This window comes from Streptomyces sp. NPDC053665 (genome assembly GCF_055585285.1).
Map to the genome: position 1 here is coordinate 96390 of NZ_JBVJKK010000003.1, position 21946 is coordinate 118335.

Below are 21946 nucleotides of genomic sequence, written 5' to 3' on the forward strand. Positions count from 1 at the left end.
GGTCGGGAGAAAAGTGGAGAACCTCATCGCGCTGCTGGTGGCGGCGCCCCTGCTCGGAGCGGCGGTCCTGCTGTGCGGCGGACGCCGGCTCGACGCCGTCGGCCACTGGCTCGGCACCCTGCTCGCGGCCGTCTCCTTCGTGCTCGGCCTGGTGCTGTTCAGCGACATGCTCGCCCAGGACGCCGACCAGCGCGTCATGAGCCAGCACCTGTTCAGCTGGATCCCGGTCGAGGGCTTCCAGGCGGACGTCGCCTTCCAGCTCGACCAGCTGTCCATGACGTTCGTGCTGCTGATCACGGGCGTCGGATCGCTGATCCACCTGTACTCCATCGGGTACATGGAGCACGACGAGCGGCGCCGCCGCTTCTTCGGCTATCTGAACCTGTTCCTCGCGGCGATGCTGATCCTCGTCCTCGCCGACAACTACCTGCTGCTGTACGTGGGCTGGGAGGGCGTCGGTCTCGCCTCCTACCTGCTGATCGGCTTCTGGCAGCACAAGCCCAGCGCCGCGACGGCCGCCAAGAAGGCCTTCCTGGTCAACCGCGTCGGCGACATGGGCCTGTCCATCGCGATCATGCTGATGTTCCTGTGGTTCGGCACCTTCGCCTTCGGGCCGGTGCTCGGCGGCCACGAGGAGGCGGGGCTGGCCGGCGCGGCCGGTGAGGACAAGCTCACCGCCATCGCCCTGATGCTGCTGCTCGCCGCCTGCGGCAAGTCCGCCCAGGTGCCGCTGCAGTCCTGGCTCGGGGACGCGATGGAGGGCCCGACCCCGGTCTCGGCCCTCATTCACGCCGCGACGATGGTCACCGCGGGCGTCTACCTGATCGTCCGCTCCGCGGCCGTCTTCAACGGCGCCCCGGACGCGCAACTGGTCGTCACCATCGTCGGCGCGGTCACGCTGCTGTTCGGTGCGATCGTCGGTTGTGCGAAGGACGACATCAAGAAGGCCCTGGCCGGCTCGACCATGTCGCAGATCGGGTACATGATCCTCGCCGCCGGCCTCGGCCCCATCGGCTACGTCTTCGCGATCATGCACCTGGTGACGCACGGCTTCTTCAAGGCCGGCCTGTTCCTCGGCGCCGGTTCGGTCATGCACGGCATGAACGACGAGGTCGACATGCGCCGCTACGGCGGACTGCGCAAATACATGCCGGTCACCTTCATCACCTTCGGGCTCGGCTACCTCGCGATCATCGGCTTCCCGGGGCTGTCCGGCTTCTTCTCCAAGGACAAGATCATCGAGGCGGCGTTCGCCAAGGGCGGGACCGAGGGCTGGATCCTCGGCGCCTGCGCCCTGCTCGGCGCGGCCATCACCGCGTTCTACATGACGCGCGTGATGCTGATGACGTTCTTCGGCGAGGAGCGCTGGCGCGACGCCCCGACGCCGTCGCCGGCCAAGCCCGACGTGGAGCCCGCCGCCGAGACGCGCGGCGAGTACACCCCGCCGCACCCGCACGAGTCGCCCAAGATCATGACCATCCCGATGATCGTGCTGGCGATCGGATCGGTGGCCGGCGGCGCGTTCTTCAGCATCGGCGACCGCTTCCTGCACTGGCTGGAGCCCGTCACCGGGCACAGCCACGGCCATCCGCCGATCAGCGCGGGCGTGGTCACCGGCGCGACGGTGGCGTGCATGGTCATCGGCGTGGCCCTCGCCTGGGCGCAGTACGGCCGCCGCCCGGTCCCGGCCGTCGCCCCGCGCGGCTCGCTGCTCACCCGGGCCGCCCGGCGCGACCTGTACCAGGACGACTTCAACCACGTCGTCCTGGTCCGCGGCGGCGAGCACCTCACGCGATCCCTGGTCTACGTCGACCACACCCTGGTCGACGGCGTGGTCAACGGCACGGCGGCCTCGGTCGGCGGCCTCTCCGGGCGGATGCGCAGGCTGCAGAACGGCTTCGCCCGCTCCTACGCGGTCTCGATGTTCGGCGGCGCCGCGGTCATCGTCGCCGCGACCCTGCTGATGAGGGCGGTCTGATACCGATGTCCTTTCCTCTGCTGACAGCGACAGCGGCGCTCCCGGCCGTCGGGGCGATCGCCACGGCCGCCGTACCGGCCGCGAAGCGCACCGCCGCCAAGTGGCTGGCGCTGCTCTTCTCGCTCGCCACCCTCGCCCTGGCGATCACCGTCCTGGTCCGCTTCGACCCGGACGGCGACCGCTACCAGCTCACCGAGTCCCACGCCTGGATCGCCGACTTCGGCGTCCGCTACGAACTGGGCGTCGACGGCATCGGCGTGGCGCTCGTCGCGCTCACCGCACTGCTGATGCCCTTCATCATCCTGGCGGGCTGGCACGACGCCGACCCCCTGGAGACCGGCAGCAGCCGGTGGCGGCCGACGCAGGGCTTCTTCGCCCTGATCCTGGCCGTCGAGGCGATGGTGATCCTCTCCTTCGAGGCCACCGACGTCTTCCTCTTCTACATCTTCTTCGAAGCCATGCTGATCCCGATGTACTTCCTCATCGGCGGCTTCGGCGACCGTGCCCACGAGCACGGCGAGAAGACGGCGGCCACGCAACGCTCGTACGCGGCGGTGAAGTTCCTCCTCTACAACCTGGCCGGCGGTCTGATCATGCTGGCCGCGGTGATCGGCCTGTACGTGGTCGCCGGGAACTTCTCGCTCCAGGAGATCGCCGAGGCCCGCGCCAACGGCTCGCTGGACATGGCGACCGGCACCGAACGCTGGCTGTTCCTCGGCTTCTTCTTCGCGTTCGCGGTGAAGGCGCCGCTGTGGCCGCTGCACACCTGGCTGCCCAACGCGATGCAGGAGTCGACCGCCCCGGTCGCGGTCCTCATCACGGCGGTCGTCGACAAGGTCGGCACCTTCGCGATGCTCCGCTTCTGCCTCCAGCTCTTCCCGGAGGCCAGCAAGTGGGCCACGCCCGCGATCCTCGTCCTGGCACTGATCAGCATCGTCTACGGGGCGCTGCTCGCGGTCGGCCAGCGCGACATCAAGCGGCTGATCGCCTACGCGTCGATCTCCCACTTCGGCTTCATCATCATGGGCATCTTCGCGATGACGAGCCAGGGCCAGTCCGGGGCGACGCTCTACATGATCAACCACGGCATCTCGACGGCCGCGCTGATGCTGGTCGCGGGCTTCCTGATCTCCCGGCGCGGCTCGCGGCTCATCGCCGACTACGGCGGGGTGCAGAAGGTCGCCCCGGTGCTCGCCGGCACGTTCCTGATCGGCAGCCTCGCCACGCTGTCCCTGCCGGGACTGGCGCCGTTCGTGAGCGAGTTCCTGGTCCTGGTCGGGACCTTCACGCGCTACCCGGTGATCGGCATCATCGCCACCTCCGGCATCGTCCTCGCCGCGCTCTACACCCTCGTCCTCTACCAGCGGACGATGACGGGGCCGGTGAAGCCGGAGGTGTCCGCGATGCCGGACCTCAGGGTCCGTGAACTCGTGGTCGTCGCCCCGCTGGTCGTACTGCTGATCTTCCTGGGCGTCTACCCGAAGCCCGTCACGGACATCGTCAACCCGGCGGTCGAGCAGACCATGTCCGACGTACAGAAGAAGGACCCCCAGCCCGAGGTGGAGGCGGCCAAGTGAGCGCATCAGTCGTCCACAGCCTGTGGACAACCGCGGCCGACCCGATCACCAAGATCGACGCGCCGACGTTCGAGTACGGACAACTGGCACCCACCCTGATCGTCGTGGGAGCGGCGATCGTCGGGATCCTGGTCGAGGCGTTCGTACCGCGCACATCCCGCTACTACGTGCAGATGTTCGTGTCGGCCGTGGCCCTCGCGGCCGCGTTCGCCGCGGTGGTCGCCCTCGCGGCCGACGGGTACGGCACGACCAAGGCGCGCATCGCCGCGATGGGCGCGATCGCCGTCGACGGACCGGCCCTGTTCCTTCAGGGCACGATCCTGCTGACGGCCCTGGTCGGCCTGTTCACCTTCGCCGAGCGGCGCCTGGATCCCGCGGCGCACGGCAAGCGCGTGGACTCCTTCGCCGCGCAGGCCGCCTCCGTGCCGGGCAGCGAGAGCGAGAAGGCCGCGGTCAAGGCCGGGTTCACCACCACCGAGGTGTTCCCGCTGCTGATGTTCGCGGTGGCCGGCATGCTGATCTTCCCGGCGGCCAACGACCTGCTGACGCTGTTCGTCGCCCTGGAGGTCTTCTCCCTCCCGCTGTACCTGCTGTGCGCCCTGGCCCGCCGCAAGCGGCTCATGTCCCAGGAGGCGGCGGTCAAGTACTTCCTGCTCGGCGCGTTCGCCTCCGCGTTCACCCTGTTCGGCATCGCGCTGCTGTACGGCTACGCGGGCTCGATGTCGTACGCGACGATCGCGCAGGTCGTCGACGGCACCGTGCAGGACGTCGACCCGGCGCTCGCCGGCACCATGGGCAACGACGCACTGCTCCTGATCGGCGCCGCGCTGCTGGTGATGGGCCTGCTGTTCAAGGTGGGCGCGGTGCCGTTCCACATGTGGACCCCGGACGTGTACCAGGGCGCCCCGACCCCGGTGACCGGCTTCATGGCGGCGGCGACCAAGGTGGCGGCCTTCGGCGCGCTGCTGCGCGTGCTGTACGTCGTCCTGCCGGGGCTGCGCTGGGACTGGCGGCCGGTGATGTGGGCCGTGGCCATCGTCACCATGCTGGGCGGTGCGATCGTCGCGATCACGCAGACCGACATCAAGCGGCTGCTGGCGTACTCGTCGATCGCGCACGCCGGGTTCATCCTCGCCGGTGTCATCGCGACCACACCCGACGGAGTCTCGTCCGTCCTCTTCTACCTGGCCGCGTACTCGTTCGTGACGATCGGCGCCTTCGCGGTGGTCACGCTGGTGCGCGACGCGGGCGGCGAGGCGACGCACCTGTCCAAGTGGGCGGGGCTGGGCCGGCGTTCGCCGCTGGTGGCGGCCGTGTTCGCGGTGTTCCTGCTGGCCTTCGCGGGCATCCCGCTGACCTCCGGCTTCGCGGGGAAGTTCGCCGTGTTCAAGGCGGCCGCCGAGGGCGGGGCCGCTCCGCTGGTCGTCATCGGTGTGATCTCGTCGGCGATCGCGGCGTTCTTCTACATCCGTGTGATCGTGCTGATGTTCTTCAGCGAGCCGCGGCCCGAGGGCCCGACGGTGGCGGTGCCGTCACCGCTGACCATGGCGGCGATCGGCGTGGGTGTGGCGGTTACGCTGGTGCTCGGCGTGGCACCGCAGTACTTCCTGGACCTGGCGGGACAGGCGGGCGTCTTCGTCCGCTGACGCCTGGCCCACGGCGGGACGGCGGCCCGGCTCCTCTCGGGGGGAGCCGGGCCGCCGTCCTGTGCGATGCGGTCGCCGTTCTGCGCGATGCGGCCGCTGTTCTGCGCGATGCGGCCGCTGTTCTGCGCGATGTGGCCGGCGGTCGGCCGGGGGGAGGGAGAAAGCCGGTGCGGCTCGGGCGAGGTCGGACAGAAGCGGTGGCGAAGCGGCCGGTCGCCGATCGGTCACGGAGGGACACGGGCGCCGCCTGTGGACAACTCGGGTGCTGTCGGTGGGTGCGCCTATCGTGGACGCAGTGGTCGAGGGACGACGTACGGGGGACACGACGATGGGCGGGACGGGCGGTATCGCCGAGATGGCAGTGACCGAGAACGAGGCCCTGGCCACGCTGCACCGGGTCTTCGGGTACGAGGCCTTCCGGGGCGAGCAGGAGGCGGTCGTCGAGCACGTGGTGTCCGGCGGGGACGCCGTGGTGCTCATGCCGACCGGCGCCGGGAAGTCCCTGTGCTACCAGATCCCCGCCCTGGTCAGACCGGGCACCGGGGTGGTCGTCTCCCCGCTGATCGCGCTCATGCAGGACCAGGTGGACGCGCTGCGTGCCGCGGGTGTGCGCGCCGGGTTCATGAACTCCACGCAGGACTTCGACGAGCGGCGGATGGTCGAGGCCGAGTTCCTGGCCGGGGAGCTGGACCTGCTGTACCTGGCGCCGGAGCGACTGCGGCTGGAGAGCACGCTCGACCTGCTCTCCCGGGGCAAGATCTCGGTCTTCGCGATCGACGAGGCGCACTGCGTCGCCCAGTGGGGGCACGACTTCCGGCCCGACTACCTGGCGCTGTCCCTGCTCGGCGAGCGCTGGCCGGACGTGCCGCGGATCGCCCTGACGGCGACGGCCACCCGGGCCACGCACCAGGAGATCACCGAGCGGCTGGACATGCCGTCGGCGCGGCACTTCGTGGCGAGCTTCGACCGGCCCAACATCCAGTACCGCATCGTGCCCAAGGCCGACCCGAAGAAGCAGCTGCTGAGCTTCCTGCGCGAGGAGCACCCGGGCGACGCGGGCATCGTCTACTGCCTGTCGCGCAACTCCGTCGACAAGACCGCGGAGTTCCTCAGCCGCAACGGCATCGAGGCGGTGCCCTACCACGCGGGCCTGGACGCGGGGACCCGCGCCGCCCACCAGTCCCGCTTCCTGCGCGAGGACGGCCTGGTCGTGGTGGCGACCATCGCCTTCGGCATGGGCATCGACAAGCCGGACGTCCGCTTCGTCGCCCACCTCGACCTGCCCAAGTCGGTCGAGGGGTACTACCAGGAGACGGGCCGGGCCGGCCGGGACGGCCTGCCCTCGACGGCCTGGATGGCCTACGGGCTGAACGACGTCATCCAGCAGCGCAAGCTCATCCAGTCCGGTGAGGGCGACGAGGCGTTCCGGCGGCGGGCGCAGGCCCACCTGGACTCGATGCTGGCGCTGTGCGAGACGGCCCGGTGCCGCAGGGGCCAGCTCCTCGCCTACTTCGGCCAGGACCCGGATCCGTCCGGCTGCGGCAACTGCGACACGTGCCTGACCCCGCCGGAGACCTGGGACGGCACGGTCGCGGCCCAGAAGGTGCTCTCGACGGTGGTGCGGTTGCAGCGGGAGCGCGGGCAGAAGTTCGGCGCGGTGCAGATCGTCGACATCCTGCTCGGCAAGCGCACCGCCAAGGTCATCCAGTTCGACCACGACCAGTTGTCCGTGTTCGGCATCGGCGAGGACCTGAGCGAGCCGGAGTGGCGGGGCGTCATCCGCCAGCTGCTGGCCCAGGGCCTGCTCGCGGTGGAGGGCGACTACGGCACGCTGGTGCTCACCGAGGCCAGCGGGGCGGTGCTGCGGCGGGAGCGGGAGGTGCCGCTGCGCAAGGAACCGGAGCGGCCGGTGACCGGCCGGTCCGGCTCCTCCGCGGGTTCCGGACGGGGGGAGCGCAAGAGCAAGGCCGCCGCGGTCGAGCTGCCCGTGGAGCTCCAGCCGGCCTTCGAGGCGCTGCGGGCCTGGCGCGCCGAGCAGGCACGCGATCAGGGCGTCCCGGCGTACGTCATCTTCCACGACGCGACGCTCCGGGAGATCGTCCTGGCGTGGCCCGGGTCGGTGGCGGAGCTGGGCGGGATCAGCGGAGTCGGTGAGAAGAAGCGGGTGACGTACGGGGAGGGTGTGCTGGAGGTGCTCGCCTCGCTGGACGCACCGGCCGGTGGCACGGCCCCCGGTGGCGAGACGCCCTCGGCCCCGTCGTCCGCTCCGTCCGCGCCGCGGGCTGACGCGACCGGTCCGGCGCCGGCCCGCGCGTCTGGTGCCGCCGGTGGTCCGGCAGCCGCCTCCGGCCGGGGAGCGGATGAGGCGGACCTCTGGCCGGAGATGGACGAGGAGCCGGAGCCCGAGGACTGGGAGTGACCGGAACAGCCGGCTGAGGGCCCGGGCCGGTGCCCGGCCGGGTGGCCGAGGCTCGGCGGCCGGGGGCGGGGTGCTCTGGCGCACCTGCGGGGGACCGGCGAGGTGCGCACAGAGCTGGGCCTCGGTACGTTCGTCAGCGACTCGAAGTACTGAAACGCCGAAGCCCCGGAGGGGGAGACCCTTCGGGGCTTCGTGCGCAGAGAACGCCCAGGGCCGAAAGCACCGCCAGGCACAGCAGGAGACAACCTGCGAACGCGCCGCCGCCGTACAGGATGGCCTGACCGACAGAGGAGCCGGAGGAGTGGCTGAGGAATCCAGCCACCATGGCCACGATGACGGAGATCAAGGCGCAGATGACGATGATCAGCATCTTGACGCCGAGAGAGAGGTTCAACGGTCCGAGTACCTTCCCGGTGACCGGACCGGGGACAGACCTCAGCCCGACCACCACGTCTAACGTTTGGTCTTGCTGAGGCCCACCGCCGTCTGGGGCTCATTGGGGTTGGCCGGGCCAAGGCCGTCCCGTGGCCACCCTCCCTTTTCGGCTTGGTGCATAGCGCGATTCGGGATCGCACTGCGGACCACTCACCCAGGACGCTGGACCCGGGCTCGCAAAAGCCACGTGGTGGGGGAACTGCCCCCTGTGCGTCGACAACTTTTGCTAACGGCGCCGGTTTCATCAAACGGCACAGGGCTCGGGAGGGTACCTCCCGTGGGCTCTCGCGCGTTGGCCGGCACCCCGGCGCGCCCCGGGGCGGGCTCTCGTGACGTAGGAGACCCCACGGGAGCCCGGGACGGGCCTACGCGGCGGCGGGCGGCTGCTCTTCCTCCGCCCTCGGCGGCATCTCCACCACCGTTGCGGAGGTGGGTTGCTCGTCGGCCTTGTGCTTGAAGCGGTGCCAAGCGTCACGCGCGCGGCTGGCCGAATCGATTACGTCCGGAACCTGATCCAACACGCCCTTCAGCGCGAACAGGAAGATCGAGGCCACCCCTGCGACGGCGAGGATGGCGAGCGTCATAGCCCCGTCCAACTGCCTCGGTACCTTTCGGTTGGGCGACCGAGCAGCGGCTCATGCGCAGGGCATTCGTCAGCTCGGCCACAATGAATGTGGTCGAACTGAGAAGCCCTGCATCCGACGTCTCGCCGGGGATCTCAAAAACCAGGCGTGAACCTGGCTGTTAGTAAACTGTTCGTGGCGCAAGCAGAAAACAAGCCTAAGTCGAGTGCGATTCGACGTCGGATGGCCTCTGGGGTGTACGTGACTTTCCCGTACAAGCGCAGCAGCCAGACAGATCACACGTCCCCTGGAACGCCCCGCGTACACATGCGGATCACAGAGGTGACAAGACATGAGGTTCTGCCGACTGATTGCACACGGCAGCACGAAGCTGACCGCAGGCAACCCGTCCTGTGTCCACAGGAGTTCGCAGCTCCACCGTGGGCACGTCACGAGAATAGCGCACTAGCACGGAACTGAGCGTGAATACAGGGGAATTGCGTGCTGAGCTGGTGAAACACGTCCACCCCGCCTCGGTTCTGAAGGCGGGGTGGACGGGGGGAGCTAGGTGGCGGCGGGCGGCTCCTCGTCGTCTGCCGGGACGGTCACCGGGGGCGGCGGCTTCTCGGTGTCGTCGGGCTTGGCCGCCTTGTCCGGCTCCTCCGTGAGGCGCTTCCACGCCTCGCGAGCACGACGGAACGACTCGAAGAGGTCGGGGAGCTGGTCAGAGATGCCCTTGATCGCGAAGAGCAGCACAGAGGCCACGCCAGCGACGGCGAGAATGATGATGGTGATGGCGTTGCCGTCCACCGATCCTTACCTTCCCTGTCATGGGCCGGATCGGGCGTAGGCAGCCTCGATCCGAACCCTTCGGTTCGGACCGAGACACGAGCGCGGACGCACTGCACGCGAATGTTCTCGGGTGGGCTGATGATCAGCCCGGGGTCCTTGCGTGTACGTATCTCGCCGTTCCTCTGCGGCGCGCTCGTCCTCAGTGAGTCTCGTTTGCCTGCTTTGTGCGTCAGCCCATGTTGGCGGTCAGGACTCGAAAGCTCCCAATGAGACTCCAGTGGCCTACGGCTCAACCTGAACCCGATGACTGGCCTGAAGGGGCAACTTCACCCTCCGGCTCCGATGTTAGCGCAAGCGCGCTGACGCCGAGGCAAGTCAGTGCGTTCCTAGACTAGTTGGACTGGACGGTATCTCCCGCACCCCCGCGCTGGCGGGTACGGCCCGGACGCCCCGGGCGGGTACGAGAGGCCGCCGGAGACCCCACGAGAGGCCGGGACGACATGCGCCCGGTCCGCTGGCCGGACCGCATACATGCCGGAGGGGCACCCCATCACGGGGTGCCCCTCCGGTGAGAGACCGTTCACTCAGCTGCGGCCACGTGGGACCACCCAACCACGACGCTCACGGCTGACATAACAAACTCAATAACCTTCATGCCAACCTCCGCCATGCGATTTGAAATTATGTTGATGATGACGCTGCTCTTGCGGCAACTGCGAATGACCCTGGAAAACTCGTAGGTGTGCCAAAAAGCCAAACCAACCGCAAGCGTGGTAGCCGGGATTGAACCGGCCGCAGCGACAGCTCAATGAGCGCTCGCAAGTTCAAGTATACCTGAAATTCCGTCACCTGGCTAGGCGTCACGTTGGACTCAGCAGCTCGCCGGCCTTACCTCTCGTAATCGCTCGCAATACTTCTCGTGCCAGCCGCAGAGGGTCGCCGACAAGGTTGCCGGTCTTGCTCTAGACGCAAATAGACGCGGTGCCACGGCCCGTGTTCTCTTGGGAGTGGCCGGGCGGCACAGCCTTCGGTCAGGGCCCCGCTTCAGCGGTGCGGCCCCGAGTTTCCCGCCGTGTTCGGCAATCCCAGTCCACATCTCTGACGGAATTCGCGATGAACGCAGCGTCTGAGTTTGACCCTGACGCCCTGCGCCAGATGGGACGCCGTGGTGGTCACAGCGCCCGTGACGCGTACGCCCTGACGTCCGCGTCGGAGTCCGCCGTCGCCGTGGCCAGTGCCGCCCAGGCCTCCTCGGTCGTGCCGTGCCGGGTCAGCGCGAGGACGGCTGCCTTGCGGACGTCGGCGTTGGGGTCCGCCAGGGCCTTGGCGAGGGCCGGGACGGCCACATCGGCCTCGGCGACCGAGAGGGCGGTCGCCGCTCCGGCCCGCACCTGCCAGGCCGGTTCGGACAGCGCGGCCACCGCCCGGGTGGACAGTGGGCCGGGGCAGCCGGTGGTGCCGAGGGCGGCGTAGGCGGCGGCGCGCACCAGGGCGTCGGGGTCGCCGAGCAGCTCGGTGAGGGCCGCGGTCACGGGCCCGGTCTCCGCCCCGGCACCGACCGGCGCTCCATGCCCGGCTTCCGGTCCGACACCGACCCATGGGCCACCATCGGCCTCCGCTCCGACGCCGGCCCCCGCTCCGACGCCCGCCCGCGAGGGGGCGCTGGTCCCCGAGGGGGTGTCGGCACGCGAGGGGGTGTCGGCCGGGGTGCCTTCCGTGTGGTCGGCGGGGCCGGTGTTCGCCAGGCGTTCGGCGCCCACCGCGGCCAGGCCCTTGGCGACGGCGACCCGCACCTCGCGGGACGGGTCGGCACCGGCCGCGGCGGCCAGTTCCTCGACCGCGTCCACCGAGACGAGCGCCCGTACGGCCTCGGTCCGCACGGCGATGTCGGCGTCGGTCAAGGAGGCGGCGAACAGGGCCGCGTCCCCGAGACGCAGGGCCCGCAGGACGTCCAGGGCGGCGGCGCGCACCACCGGGTCCGGCTCGTCCAGGGCGGCGACGAGACCGTCCCGCAGGCCCGGCTCCGGCGGGAGCGTCTCGACGAGTTCCCGCAGGGAGGCGGCCGCGGCGGCCCGGACCTCGGCGGCCGGGTCGCGCAGGGCCGAGGCGAGGGCGGGGCCGGTCCCCGGGGGCAGCGTCTCGGTGAGGACGGCGACGGCCTCCCGGCGCACGGCGGGTACCGGGTCGGCGAGATAGGGCCGCAGGGCGTCGAGTTCGGGCTGCTCGTCGGCGAGGGCGACGAGTTCGAGGAGCCGGGCGGCGGACCGTTCACCGGCCGGGCCGGGGGAGGGCGGTGCCTGCGGCCCCGCGGCGGGCAGGCCCGGTGCGGCCGCTTCCGCGCCGGCGGCCACGGGCGCCACCTCGCGTGAACCGGCCGTCGCCACGTCCTCGGCGTGGACCTCGCCGATGTGCCGGGGAGCGCCGCCGACCGGGTCGAAGCCGTCGACCGGGACGAGATAGGGGGCCACGGGACGGGCCGTGAACTCCATGACGCCGGCAGGGGACTTGCGCAGATCGAGGTGGTGGAACCAGGACGTGTCGTCGCGGCCGGGGTGGTCGAGACGGTCGTGGTAGAGACCCCAGCGGGACTCCGTGCGGGCCAGGGAGGAGCGGGCGGCCATCTCCGCGCAGTCGCGGATGAAGGTGACCTCGGCGCAGCGCATCAGCTCGTGCGGGGTGCGGGCGCCCATCTCCGCGATGTCGGCGCGCATCCGCTCGAACGCCTCCAGGGCCAGCGACAGCCGGGCGCCGGACTTGGGCGGGGCCACGTAGTCGTTCACGAAGCGGCGCAGCTTGTACTCGACCTGGGGCTGCGGCGGGCCGTCGGGGTTGCGCAGCGGCCGGTAGACCAGCTCGTGCGCCTCGCGCAACTGGTCGGCAGGCAACGGCCCTTCGTACGCCGAGTACCGGGACGCGTCCGCGCCGGCCAGGTCGCCGAAGACGAACGCGCCGATCATGTAGTTGTGCGGGACGCAGGCCAGGTCGCCGGCCGCGTAGAGGCGGGGCACGGTCGTGCGGGCGTGGTCGTCGACGCGGACGCCGGAGGCGGAGTGGCCGCCGCACAGGCCGATCTCGGAGATGTGCATCTCGACGTCGTGGGTGCGGTAGTCGTGACCGCGGCCGGAGTGGAAGGTGCCGCGGGTGGGGCGTTCGGTGGAGTGGAGGATGGTCTCCAGGGCGGAGACCGACTCCTCGGGCAGGTGGCTCAGCTTCAGGTAGACGGGCCCCCGGTCGGAGGCCACCTCGGCGGCGAACTCGGCCATCATCTGGCCCGACCAGTAGTCGGAGTCGACGAAGCGCTCACCGTGCCGGTTGACCTGGTAGCCGCCGAAGGGGTTGGCGACGTAGGCGCAGGCCGGGCCGTTGTAGTCCTTGATCAGCGGATTGATCTGGAAGCACTCGATGCCGGTGAGCTCGGCGCCCGCGTGGTAGGCCATGGCGTAGCCGTCGCCCGCGTTGGTGGGGTTCTCGTAGGTGCCGTAGAGGTAGCCGGAGGCGGGCAGGCCGAGGCGGCCGCAGGCGCCGGTCGCGAGGATCACCGCACCCGCGCGGACCTGGACGAACCGCCCCGTACGGGTGTTGAAGCCGGCCGCCCCGACGGCCCGCCCCTCCGCCGTGAGGACCCGCACCGGCATCACCCGGTTCTCGATGCGGATCCGCTCGCGCATCTCGCGCCGCCGCAGCTGCCGGTAGAGCACCTTCTTGACGTCCTTGCCCTCCGGCATCGGCAGCACGTACGAGCCGGAGCGGTGCACCTGCCGGACGGCGTAGTCGCCGTGCTCGTCCTTCTCGAACTTCACGCCGTAGGACTCCAGCCGCTGCACCATGGCGAAGCCGCGGGTGGCGGTCTGGCGGACGGTGGACTGGTCGACGATGCCGTCGTTGGCGCGGGTGATCTCGGCGACGTAGTCGTCGGGTTCGGCGCGGCCGGGGATGACGGCGTTGTTGACGCCGTCCATGCCCATGGCGAGCGCGCCGGAGTGGCGGACGTGGGCCTTCTCCAGCAGCAGCACGTCCGCGCCGTGCTCGGCGGCGGTCAGGGCCGCCATGGTGCCGGCGGTGCCGCCGCCGATGACGAGGACGTCGCAGCTCAGCTCCTCGGCGTCGGCGAGGGACGGGACGGCCAGGGGGGTGTCCGCAGGGGGGTTCACGGAGGTGGTCACCGGGGTGCCTTTCACGTACCGAGTCACGTACCGAGTCACGTACCGAGCGAGGTGAGGACGTCGCGCCGCAGGGCCTTGCGGGCCGGGTCGTCGTGGGCGGAGCGGTCGCGCGGGCGGGGGATGTTCCGCACGGAGAGCAGGCCGCCCGCGCCGAGCAGGGCCACCCGGTCGCCGAGGAACAGCGCCTCGTCCACGTCGTGGGTGACGAAGACGACGGTGGCGCCGGTGCCCCGCAGCACCTCCACCAGCAGGTCCTGCATGCCGGCCCGGGTCTGTGCGTCCAGCGCGCCGAACGGCTCGTCCATCAGCACGGCGCGGGGCCGCCCGGCCAGGGCACGCGCCAGCTGCACGCGCTGGCGCTGCCCGCCGGAGACGCGGTGCGGCAACTGCCGCTCCTGGGCCCCGAGTCCGACCCGTTCCAGCCAGGACCGGGCCTGCTCCCGCCGCTCGGCACGGGGCACACCGCGGATGGCGAGCGGCAGTTCGACGTTGGCGCGCAGGGTGCGCCAAGGGAGCAGCGCGTCCTCCTGGAAGACCAGGGCGCGTTCGGCCGAGGGACCGGTCAGCGGCCGCCCGTCCTCGGTGAGGGTGCCCGTGAGGGGCGGCAGCAGCCCGGCCAGGGTGCGCAGCAGGGTCGACTTGCCGCAGCCGGACGGGCCGACCACGGTGAGGATCTGGCCGGGTGGGACGTCCAGGTCGACGCCGTCCAGGGCGGGCGCTCCGGGACGGCCCAGACCGGCTCCGGACAGCGTGAGGCGGGTGCCGCGCACCGGGGTGCCGGGCGGGCCGCCGTCCGGGCCGCCGGCCTGCTTCTCCGGGGATGCGGTGGCGGGGACGGTCTCAGACGAGGTGCTCATCGCGGGCCTCCTCGGTTCGGGCGCCGCCGGGCGCCTCGGACGGGGTGTCGCCCGCGGGAGCGGGTGCGGGCTTCCGCGGCCGGTCCGGCCGGTGGGCCCGGGCCGCCGTGCCGTGCGCGGTGCGCGGGAGCCAGCGGGTGAGGCGGCGGCCCAGGAGTTCCACCGCGGTGGAGGTGAGCCAGCCCAGGACGCCGATGGTGACCATGCCGACGAACACGCCGGGGTAGTCGACGACCGTGTAGTCCTGCCAGGTGCGGTAGCCGACGCCGTACTGGCCGGAGATCATCTCGGCGGAGATCACGCAGATCCACGACACGCCGATGCCGACGGACAGGCCGCCGAACACCCCGGGCAGCGCACCCGGCAGGACGACGGAGCCGAGGACCCGCCACCGGCCGCCGCCCATGGTGCGTACGGCCTCCTCCCATACGGGGGTCAGGGCCCGCACGGCGTGCCGGGTGGAGACCAGGACCGGGAAGAAGGCGGCGGCGCAGGTGATGAAGACGATGCCCTGCTCGTTGGAGGGGAACAGCAGGATCGCGACCGGGACCAGGGCGATGGCGGGGACCGGCCGGACCACCTCCAGGAGGGGGCCGAGCAGGTCCTCGGCCAGCCGCGAGCGCGCGACGAGCACGCCTGTGGCCACACCGAGGACGGCGGCCAGCAGGAAACCGGTGAGGATGCGGGTGAGGCTGTCGGTGAGGTCCGTCCAGTAGTCCGGCCCGGACATCCGGGCGCCGAAGGCCCGGGCCACGTCGGCGACCGTGGGGAACTGCGAGAAGCGCAGCCACAGGTCGACGTCCTTGCTGGTCAGCACCTGCCACAGAGCGAGGGCGGCGACCGGCGACAGCACCCGGAGCGCGTACCGCCTCACGACGCCCGCTCCAGGGCGTCGGCGTAGGGGACGACCCGTGCCCCGCGGTGCGCGGCGACGTAGGCCCGTGCCGTGTCGGGCGCCACGAACGGCAGCAGTTCCCGGCCGTCGGCCACCCACACGGCCTTGTCGGCGAACCACTGGGTGCCGGTGGTGGTGTCGGGGACGTAGGCGGCCCGGACGCCGTCGCGGTGCTCGGCGAGGTGGCGCAGCAGGTCGGAGGGCGAGTCGAACGTGACCGTCTTCGAGGCGCCCTCGGGCCAGGCCTCGCTCGCGGCCGGGGCGGGCTTCGTGGCGAGGTGCCGGGAGTACGCCGTCGTCCCGAGGGCCTTCTTCACGTACCGGTCGTCGACGAAGGAGTCCACGTCCACGTCGCCGGTGAGCTTCGCCGACTTGAGGATCGCGACGTCCTTCTTCAGCGCGGCCACGAGCTCGGGCCGGACGGCCGGGTCGAACGTGGCGATGCCGTGGGCGCCGTTGTAGAGGTAGACGACCTCGGCGGGCAGGCCGGTGGCCTTCGCCACCTTCTCCGCTGCGGCCACCGGGTGCCGGTGGAGGTAGTCCGTCGCCTCCGCCTGGGCCTTGAGGAAGGCCTCCAGGACGGCCGGGCGCCGCGTGGCGAACTCCTCGCGCGCGGTGACGCCGTGGAAGGTGGGCAGGTTCAGCCGGGCCCCGTCGTAGAGCGCCTCGGCCTTGCCCTGGAAGGCGAGCAGACCCGGCCAGGCGACGAACTGCGACAGTGCGTCGGCGCTTCCCGCGGTCAGCGCCGAGGCGCCCACGGAGGGCTGCTGGTTGAGCTTCTCGATCCCGTCCTCCGGGTCGATGCCGGCGCGCTGGAGGGCCCGTACGAGGGTGCCGTCGGCGGCCGACCCCACGCTCGTGGAGATCTTCGCGCCCTTCAGGTCCTTCAGCGAGTCCAGGCGCGAACCGGGCGCGGTGACGATGGTGTTGAGGCCGCCGCGCAGGTTGTAGCCGGTGACCGAGACCAGGCGGGTCGGGCTGTTCAGCTGCTTGCCGCGGGCCGCGTTGATGAGGAGCGGGAAGTCGCCCATCGAGCCGATGTCGATCTTCCTGGCGGTCATCTGCGCGGTGATGGGCGCGCCGGTGGCGTAGTCCTGCCAGTCCACCTCGTAGCGCACGCCGTCGTGCAGGGCGTTCAGCTGCTTCTCGAAGGCGCCCAGGGAGCGGAGCAGGGTGCCCGCCGTGACGGTGTTGATCGTCCGGGACTGGTAGCCGACGGTGACGGTGACCGTGGAGCCGCCGCCGGCCTCGGCGTCACCGCCGCAGGCACTGAGCGGGAGCAGGAGGACGAGCGCGGACAGGGCGACTGCTGTGCGTTTCATGGGAGTTCGGGCCTCTCACCGGAGCAGGTAGGGCATGTTGACCGTGACGGCTCCGGTGGGGCAGCGCGCCGCGCACGGGCCGCAGTACCAGCACTCGTCGACATGCATGTAGGCCTTGCCGTTGCGCTCGTCGATGGCGAGGGAGTCCAGCGGGCACATGTCCACGCAGAGCGTGCAGCCGTCGATGCACTTCGACTGGTCGATGGTCACGGGCACGTCGGCCCGCTGGGGCGCCAAGGGCATGGCTGTCTCCAGGAAGGTGGGCGGGCGGGTGGCGGGTTACCGGTTCCGGTGCAGGGAGCCGCTCATGGCGATGCGGTCCCCGCGGAAGCGGATGAACTCCAGGTCGACCGGGCGGCCGTCCTCGAGGTGGGTGAGGCGCTCCAGCATCAGGACGGCGGCGCCGTGCGGGGCCTCCAGCACGGCGGCCGAGTGGGTGTCCGCGCTGACCGCTTCGAGGGTGATCTCGGCGTGGCCGAGGCGCCGGCCGGTGACGGCTTCCAGCAGCCGGAAGACGTCGGTGTTCTCGAGGTCGGCGCCGAGCAGCCCGGCGCCGATGTCGAGGGGGACGTAGGTGAGGTCGAGGGACAGGGGCAGGCCGTTCAGCCTGCGCAGGCGTTCGATGTACAGGACGTCGGTGCCGGGTGCCAGGTCGAGCCGGGCGGCGACCGGCGCGGGTGCCGGGGCGGGGCCCATCGTGCGGACCTCGTTGGTGACCCGGCCGTGCTCGCGCAGGGTCTCCGCGAGGCCCATCAGGCGGTCCAGGCCGTGGGGGTACTTGTGGGCCGTGACCACGGTGCCGACACCGGGCCGGCGTTCCACCAGGCCCTCGGCCCGCAGCAGGTCGAGGGCCTCGCGGACCGTGTTGCGGCCGGCGCCGTAGTCGGCGGCGAGGGTCGACTCGTGGGGGAGGGCGCCGTCGGGGAAGGCGCCGGTGAGCAGTTGCCTGCGCAGCAGGTCGGCCAGTTGCCGGGCCCGGTCGGCGCGCAGCCGTCGCCGCGCGCGGTGGGCGGCGACGGTGGTCGCGGCTCCCTGTCCGGCGTGGTCTCGGATGCGGTCACTGGGCATGGATCGGACCCTACCCATCCGGTAGGGAAAGTGGTGTTGCGGCAATGTTGCGCCACCGCGCAGGCCACCGGCTCGACTGCTGAGCTGGCCTTTTCGGCTCCCCGGTGGCCGGAACCGCCACCGGCCGGGAACCGGGGCCGCCGCCTTCCCGAGCGGGGCTAGGACAGGGCCGTCAGCCCCGGGGCGAACGCGATCAGCAGCGGCAGCAGCGGCACGAGCGCGGCCGTGGTGGTGGTCAGGGCGCGGTGCCGGCGGTCCAGCCGCGGCGGCGGCTCCAGCAGCCGGTCGACCCGCTCGCCCAGCAGTCGGTGGCTGGAGGCGCAGGACAGCACGCCCCGGTGCTGGTTGAGCTCGATCAGGGCCAGCGCGGTGGTCAGGTGGCCGCAGCGGCGCGAGGCCGTGTCGTCGGCGGCGAGTTCGACCAGGCGGTGCGTCTGGTCGCAGAAGTGCGCGAACAGCGGGATCCGCGGGAAGCCGGTGGCGAGGGCGGTGGACAGGTGCAGCAGCCAGTCGTGGTGCGCCCGGGCGTGGTTGCGCTCGTGGGTGAGCACGGCGTCGAGCTGGTGGCCGGTGAGCCGGTGCAGGGCCCCCGTGGTGACGATCAGCTGGGGCGGACTGCCGGGCATCCACCAGGCGTCCGGGTACTCGTCCTCCAGAACGAGCAGCGGTCCGCGGGTGGCGGGCAGACCCGCCGGCAGGTCGGGGGCGCGCTCGCGCAGATGGGCGCGGGCCACGGACCGGCGGCGGCGCGCCTCGACGAGTTCGCGCGCGAGCATCGCGGTGGTCCAGGCGGCCCCGCAGGCCAGCAGGAGGGTGAGGGCGGCGGCCCACGGCGGGGCGGCCGACAGGTCGTACGCCGCCGTCACCGCGGGCGGCGCCGGCGCGAAGAGCTGGGCCCGGACCGTGCCGAACACGGCGGCCGCCCCCAGGGAGAGCGCCGTCAGGCAGCACAGCAGGACGGTGGCGACCAGGCACTGCCACACCCACAGCGCGACGACCGGTTCCCGCTCCGGCCACGAGGCCCGGGTCAGCGCACGGGGAACGGGCACGGCGGCCGTCACGGCGACAACGCTCAACAGGAGCAGGCAGACGGTCATGGCCACGGGCTCCGGTTCCTGGTGGAAAAGGGGCGGCTACGGGTCGTGCGGGGGAGGCGGTCGCCGTGCGCGCGGGTGGTGCGGCCGCCTCGCCCGCCGGTGACGCGACCGCGCACACCGGTGGGCGCCACGGGCGCACCGGACGCGCCGTGCACGCGCGCGGGCGCGCACACCGCCCGACGCCCAGTATGACGGGGCGGGGCGGCGTGCGTCAGGGGCTGAACGCGGATGCGAGCGCGCTCCGTCCGCGTCTGCCAGCTCCGCTCCGTCCGCGCCCGCGAGAACCCTCCGCGCCGTCCGGGGACGAGAGGGCATGCCCCGCTCGGGGACGACGAGGGCCGCCCCGTCCCCGGGGCGGCTCCAGCTTCCCCGGGGCGGCTTCAGCCCGTCACGATCCGGCCCGTCACCTCGCCCAGTCCCACCCGTACGCCGTCCGGGCCGGGGGCCCAGGCGGTCAGGGTGACCACGTCGCCGTCCTCCAGGAACGTCCGCTTGCCGTCGGGCAGTTCCAGCGGGTCGCGGCCGTTCCACGTCAGCTCCAGCAGGGAGCCGCGCTCCCGCTCGGCCCGGCCGCTGACCGTGCCGGAGCCGTAGAGGTCGCCGGTGCGCAGGGACGCGCCGTTGACCGTCATGTGGGCCAGCTGCTGGGCGGCCGTCCAGTACATGGTGGAGAAGGGCGGCTCGGAGACGACGTGGCCGTTGATCGCGACGCTGATGCGCAGGTCGTAGCCGCCGGGCTCCTCGCCGGCGTCGTCCAGGTACGGCAGCAGCTCGTGCGTCCGGGCCGGGGGTGCGACCCGGGCCTCGTCCAGGGCGTCCAGCGGGGTGATCCACGCGGACACGGACGTGGCGAAGGACTTGCCGAGGAACGGGCCGAGGGGCACGTACTCCCAGGCCTGGATGTCGCGGGCGGACCAGTCGTTGAGGAGGCACAGCCCGAAGACGTGCTCGCGGAAGTCGGCCAGGGCCACCGGTGCGCCCATGCGGGACGGCACGCCCACGACGAAGCCGACCTCCGCCTCGATGTCCAGGCGGACCGACGGGCCGAACACCGGCGCGGGGTCGGTGGGCGCCTTGCGCTGGCCCGAGGGGCGCTGGACCTCCGTGCCGGAGACCACGACCGTGCCGGAGCGGCCGTGGTAGCCGATCGGCAGGTGCTTCCAGTTGGGGGTGAGGGAGTCCTCCGCGTCGGGCCGGAAGATCTGGCCCACGTTGCGGGCGTGGTTCTCCGAGGCGTAGAAGTCGACGTAGTCCGCGACCTCGAAGGGCAGGTGCAGCGTCACCGAGGACAGCGGGTGGAACAGCTCCTCGACGGCCTCGCGGTGGGACGGCACGGTCACCCAGGCGGTGAGCGCCCGGCGCACGTCCGACCAGGCGGTGCGCCCGGCGGCCAGCAGCGCGTTGAGCGTCGGCTGCGCGAGCAGGGAGGCGTACGGGGAGCCGAGCGCATGGGCCGCGGCGCCCGCGTCCAGCACATGGTCGCCCAGCCGGACGCCCACCCTCCGGTCGTCGGAACCGGGGAGGGAGAACACGCCGTACGGCAGGTTGTGCGGGCCGAAGGGGTCACCCTCGGGGACATCGAAGGGGGGCATCGGGTGCTGCCTCGCTTTCGGGTGTGCCATGTCGTCGCCACGTGTCCGTGGTCCTGCCACACGTTACGTGCGACGCACCCGATCCGGGCAGGGTCCCGCGCGACGAACGGGACGAAGGGGGCAGGTGGCGTGCGCCCGGCCCCGCCGGACGGGGCACCACATGCGTACGTGCCGGAAGTTATCCACAGGACGCGACGCAATCTTGACGGAGCGGTGCGAACAGGGCGACTCTGGGCGGGTGCCGGAAGGCCTCGGGGAGGGGGCGTTCCGACGGCACACCAGGGGGGCGGATGGCCATTGGGGAGGCCGGTCCGGGTTCGCTGCGGCATGGTGCACGGCTCGAGCGGCTGGAAGACACCATGCGCACGCGGCTCGGCCGGGAATGTGTGTACGTACCGTCGTGCCGTTTCGGGTTGTACGTGGCGCTGCGCCACTGGTGCCCGCCCGGCGGACGGGTGCTGATGTCGCCGGTCAACGACGACGTGATCTTCTTCGTCGTGCTCGCGGCCGGACTGCGTCCCGTGCAGGCGCCGTTGAACCCGTTCGACGCGTCCATCGACGTCGACGCGGTGCCGGACGAGGTGTGGGGCTCGGTGTCGGCCGTGCTGACGACGAACCTGTACGGCAACCCGGACGCGGCGCCGCGGCTGCGGCGCACGTGCGACGCCCTCGGCATCCCGCTGTTCGAGGACGGTGCGCACGCGATCGGCAGCAGGGTGGGGGACCGGCCCGTCGGCGCGTGGGGCGAGGCCTCGGTGTTCAGCCTGTCCAAGCACGTGGGCGCCCAGGCCGGGGGCATGCTCTCGCTCGCCGACCCGGGCCTCGGCGAGGCGGTGCGCAAGACCTGCGCGGGACTGCTCGCGCCGGGCCGGCCGCTGGCCGAACTGGCCTACCTGGTCCGGCCGTACGCCGAGGCGGCCGTGCGGGGGCTGCGGCTGCGCCGGGCCGCGTGGGCCGCGGTGCGGCTGCTCGGACTGGCCGACCGGGACGAGATCCGCATGCCGCTGCGCCCGGACCTGCTCGCCCGCGCCGCCCCCCACGCGCCCGGGCTCGACGCCCACCACCCCTGGGTGCGCGTGGACATGCACGACTACCGCCTGGAGTCCGGCCCGCTCCGCCTGGCCCGTATCGAACGCAGGCTGGCCCGGCTGGACGGCGTGCTGGACGCCTGCCGCGCGGGCACCGAGCTGCTGCTGGCCACGCCGTGGGCCAGACCCCGTGACGCGTACGGGACACAGCCGTTGTTCCGGGTGCCGCTCTTCGTGGCGGACCGGGACGCGGCGATCGCGGCCCTGGCGCAACGGGGCATCGTCGTCGGCTACTTGTACGACCCGCCGCTGGACGACTACGCCGGTGCGGAGTTCACCGACCCCTCACCGGCACCCGAGGCGGCCCGCTGGTTCGCGCGGCACGCGCTGCCCGTGGACCCGCTGCGGGCGCGGACGGTCGTCGAGGTGCTGGAGCGGTCCGGGGCCCGGCCGGCCGCCCTGCCGGACGCCCTGTCCGGGAGCGGTCGGACAGCGGGAGGGCTGGGGTAGTTCC

The 21946-nt window shown here is 71.9% G+C and carries 16 protein-coding genes; 5 read left to right on the top strand and 11 right to left on the bottom strand.

The window, feature by feature from the left end; all coding sequences use genetic code 11:
• Positions 1 to 13 precede the first annotated feature (13 nt).
• The 4 genes from nuoL to recQ all read left to right on the top strand — a co-directional run bounded on the left by nuoL (position 14) and on the right by recQ (position 7620).
• Positions 14 to 1978 carry an NADH-quinone oxidoreductase subunit L gene (gene nuoL / locus ACZ6ZN_RS13380; RefSeq protein WP_469645865.1) on the top strand — a complete coding sequence of 655 codons (1965 nt, stop codon included), beginning with the start codon at positions 14 to 16 and terminating at the stop codon, positions 1976 to 1978.
• A gap of 5 nt (positions 1979 to 1983) precedes the next feature.
• The gene (locus tag ACZ6ZN_RS13385; RefSeq protein ID WP_469645868.1) at positions 1984 to 3555 is read left to right on the top strand and encodes an NADH-quinone oxidoreductase subunit M; all 1572 of its coding nucleotides are present in this window, start codon (positions 1984 to 1986) and stop codon (positions 3553 to 3555) included.
• Positions 3552 to 5201, top strand: a complete 1650-nt coding sequence (gene nuoN, locus ACZ6ZN_RS13390) for an NADH-quinone oxidoreductase subunit NuoN (protein WP_398112089.1) — start codon at positions 3552 to 3554, stop codon at positions 5199 to 5201. Before ACZ6ZN_RS13385 ends, nuoN begins: the two co-directional genes overlap by 4 nt.
• Positions 5202 to 5529: 328 nt before the next feature.
• Complete coding sequence (gene recQ, locus ACZ6ZN_RS13395; protein WP_469646886.1) at positions 5530 to 7620, top strand: DNA helicase RecQ; 2091 nt, start codon at positions 5530 to 5532, stop codon at positions 7618 to 7620.
• Between the two features lie 133 nt (positions 7621 to 7753).
• Here recQ and ACZ6ZN_RS13400 read toward each other — a convergent pair whose 3' ends face one another.
• The 11 genes from ACZ6ZN_RS13400 to fahA all read right to left on the bottom strand — a co-directional run bounded on the left by ACZ6ZN_RS13400 (position 7754) and on the right by fahA (position 20404).
• Positions 7754 to 8014, bottom strand: coding sequence for a hypothetical protein (locus tag ACZ6ZN_RS13400; RefSeq protein WP_469645871.1), 261 nt, complete (start codon positions 8012 to 8014; stop codon positions 7754 to 7756).
• Between the two features lie 406 nt (positions 8015 to 8420).
• Entirely contained in the window at positions 8421 to 8639 is a 219-nt protein-coding gene (locus tag ACZ6ZN_RS13405) for a hypothetical protein (protein ID WP_469645873.1), read from the bottom strand.
• Positions 8640 to 9182: 543 nt separating this feature from the next.
• Positions 9183 to 9428: a hypothetical protein gene (locus ACZ6ZN_RS13410; RefSeq protein ID WP_469645875.1), complete on the bottom strand. Its 246-nt coding sequence runs from the start codon at positions 9426 to 9428 to the stop codon at positions 9183 to 9185.
• Positions 9429 to 10582: 1154 nt separating this feature from the next.
• Positions 10583 to 13573: a fumarate reductase/succinate dehydrogenase flavoprotein subunit gene (locus ACZ6ZN_RS13415; protein WP_469645877.1), complete on the bottom strand. Its 2991-nt coding sequence runs from the start codon at positions 13571 to 13573 to the stop codon at positions 10583 to 10585.
• 35 nt (positions 13574 to 13608) lie between these two features.
• On the bottom strand, positions 13609 to 14430 hold the full coding sequence (locus tag ACZ6ZN_RS13420) for an ABC transporter ATP-binding protein (protein ID WP_469645885.1): 822 nt from the start codon (positions 14428 to 14430) through the stop codon (positions 13609 to 13611).
• Entirely contained in the window at positions 14414 to 15304 is an 891-nt protein-coding gene (locus ACZ6ZN_RS13425) for an ABC transporter permease (RefSeq protein WP_451877302.1), read from the bottom strand. Before ACZ6ZN_RS13425 ends, ACZ6ZN_RS13420 begins: the two co-directional genes overlap by 17 nt.
• A complete protein-coding gene (locus tag ACZ6ZN_RS13430) occupies positions 15301 to 16647 on the bottom strand; it encodes an ABC transporter substrate-binding protein (protein WP_451877301.1) in 1347 nt (448 codons plus the stop codon). Before ACZ6ZN_RS13430 ends, ACZ6ZN_RS13425 begins: the two co-directional genes overlap by 4 nt.
• A 15-nt stretch (positions 16648 to 16662) precedes the next feature.
• Positions 16663 to 16890, bottom strand: a complete 228-nt coding sequence (locus ACZ6ZN_RS13435) for a 4Fe-4S dicluster domain-containing protein (protein WP_398112084.1) — start codon at positions 16888 to 16890, stop codon at positions 16663 to 16665.
• A 36-nt stretch (positions 16891 to 16926) separates the two neighbouring features.
• On the bottom strand, positions 16927 to 17715 hold the full coding sequence (locus ACZ6ZN_RS13440; RefSeq protein WP_451877300.1) for a GntR family transcriptional regulator: 789 nt from the start codon (positions 17713 to 17715) through the stop codon (positions 16927 to 16929).
• 158 nt (positions 17716 to 17873) lie between these two features.
• The gene (locus tag ACZ6ZN_RS13445; RefSeq protein WP_398112181.1) at positions 17874 to 18812 is read right to left on the bottom strand and encodes a M56 family metallopeptidase; all 939 of its coding nucleotides are present in this window, start codon (positions 18810 to 18812) and stop codon (positions 17874 to 17876) included.
• 380 nt (positions 18813 to 19192) lie between these two features.
• Complete coding sequence (gene fahA, locus ACZ6ZN_RS13450; protein ID WP_451877299.1) at positions 19193 to 20404, bottom strand: fumarylacetoacetase; 1212 nt, start codon at positions 20402 to 20404, stop codon at positions 19193 to 19195.
• Positions 20405 to 20694: 290 nt separating this feature from the next.
• On the opposite strand from fahA, the gene ACZ6ZN_RS13455 reads away from it, so the two are divergent.
• Positions 20695 to 21942: a DegT/DnrJ/EryC1/StrS family aminotransferase gene (locus ACZ6ZN_RS13455; protein WP_469645889.1), complete on the top strand. Its 1248-nt coding sequence runs from the start codon at positions 20695 to 20697 to the stop codon at positions 21940 to 21942.
• Positions 21943 to 21946 lie beyond the last annotated feature (4 nt).